This is a genomic window from Streptomyces alboflavus, from assembly GCF_000716675.1.
Taxonomy (GTDB): domain Bacteria; phylum Actinomycetota; class Actinomycetes; order Streptomycetales; family Streptomycetaceae; genus Streptomyces; species Streptomyces alboflavus.
Map to the genome: position 1 here is coordinate 1 of NZ_JNXT01000132.1, position 1,858 is coordinate 1,858.

Here is a 1,858-nt window from a genome sequence, read left to right on the forward strand (position 1 = left end):
CTGGTGGGGTGGGCGGGGCCGCGGGGGCGGGGGGTGGTGGGGCGCTGGGTGGTGGCGCTGTCCGGGGCGGTGGGGATGTCCGGGGCGGTGGGGATGTCCGGGGCGGTGGGGCGGATGGCTCCCCCGGCGCGAGCACGGACGGGGCTCTGGGCGGCGACGGCCTCCGGGACGGCGGGGCCGACGGCTCCCCCGGCGCGAGCCCCGACACGGCTCTGGGCGGCGACGGCCTCCGCGGCCGCGGGGCCGACGGCTCCCCCGGCCCTGGCGGCGGGGGCTCGTTGAGCGTTCCCATCCTCGTGCGCGACGAGGAGTTCGGGACCCTTCACCTGTCCGCCGGGTCCGCCGGGGCGTTCAGCGACTCCGACCGCGGGCTGCTGCGGATCCTCGCCGGGCAGGCCGGGATCGCCGTCGGCAACGCCCGCCTGTACGAGACCGCCCGCCAGCGCGAACGCTGGATCGAGGGCGCCGCAGCCGTCACCACCGCCCTACTCACCGGCGAGGCCGCCGCCGACGCCCTCATGACGGTCGCTCAGCAGGCCCGGCTGCTCGCGGGCGCCGCGGCCGGTGTCGTCCTCCAGCCCACGCCCGCCGGCGGCATGACCATCGTCGCCGCCGCCACGGACGCCGCGGGCGGCGGGCTCCCGCCCGAGCGGCGCAGACACCCCGCCGCTGCCGCCCAGAACGACCTCATCGGCACCACCATCGAACCCGGCAGCGCCGTCCTCGAACAACTCCTCGGCGGCGAACCCGTGTTCATCGAGGACTCCGCGACCGACCCGCGCATGACGACCCACGTACGGTCCCGCTTCGGGCCCAGCATGATGCTGCCCCTCCAGGCGGGCGGCCGTCTCATCGGCACCCTCGCGCTGCCGCGCCGCCGCGGCGACCACCCCTACACGGCCGTCGAACGGCTCCTCGCCACCCAGTTCGCCTCCCAGGCCGCGCTCGCCCTCGTCCTCGCCGACGCGCAGCAGTCCCGGCAGCGGCTCGCCGTCTTCGAGGACCGCGACCGGATCGCCCGCGACCTCCACGACCTCGTCGTGCAACGCCTCTTCGCCACCGGCATGATGCTGGAGTCGACGCGGCGCAGGGCCGGTTCGGCGCCGGTGGGGACGGCGCTCGACCAGGCCGTGGACGAGCTGGAGTCCACCATCCAGGAGGTGCGGACGGCCATCTTCGCCCTTCAGCAGCCGCCTGCCGACGCGCCCACGACGTTCCGGGGGAAGGTGCTCAAGGAGACGGCCGGGGCGGCCGCGGTGCTCGGCGTGCAGCCGTCCGTCCACTTCAGCGGGGCCGTCGACACGCGCGTCACCGATCCCGCGGCCGGGCGGCTCCTGCGGGCCCTGCGGCGGGCCCTCGCCGCGGCGTCCCGGCGCCTCGCCGTCACCCGGGTCGACGTCGCGGTCGACGCGGGGGTCGGGTTGCCCGACGGGCGGAGCGGGGTGCGGCTCACTGTCTTCGACGACGGGGAGACGGACGGGGTGAGCGCGGGGACCACGGTGACGTGGCAGGCGCCGCTGTAGCCCTGCGGGGCTTTCCCCGATCCCGCCCCTTCCCGAAACCGGGGCTGCGCCCCTGGACCCCGGGGTGGGTGTCCCGTGGCGGGTGGGACAGTCCTCCCCCGCTATCGGCGCTCCGCGCCTCATCCTCAAGCGCCGGACGGGCTTTCTCCCACCCACCCGCCCGAACCTCCTCGGGCCTGAGCAGCAGCTCGGCACCATCAGCCCGGTGCGCCTTCAGCCAGGCTCGGCGAAGTTTTCAGCCCGTCCGGCGCTTGAGGACGAGGCGCGGAGCGCCGATCCGGGGTGACCCTCGCGGGGCTGACGGTGCCGGGCTGTCGGCCAGGCCGGTGCAAGCT

Annotated in this window: 1 protein-coding gene; it reads left to right on the forward strand. The window is 76.5% G+C overall.

Annotated features, from left to right (window positions below):
* Nucleotides 1–146: 146 nt before the first annotated feature.
* Complete coding sequence (locus tag OO63_RS41030; RefSeq protein WP_428835939.1) at nt 147–1,523, forward strand: GAF domain-containing protein; 1,377 nt, start codon at nt 147–149, stop codon at nt 1,521–1,523.
* Nucleotides 1,524–1,858 lie beyond the last annotated feature (335 nt).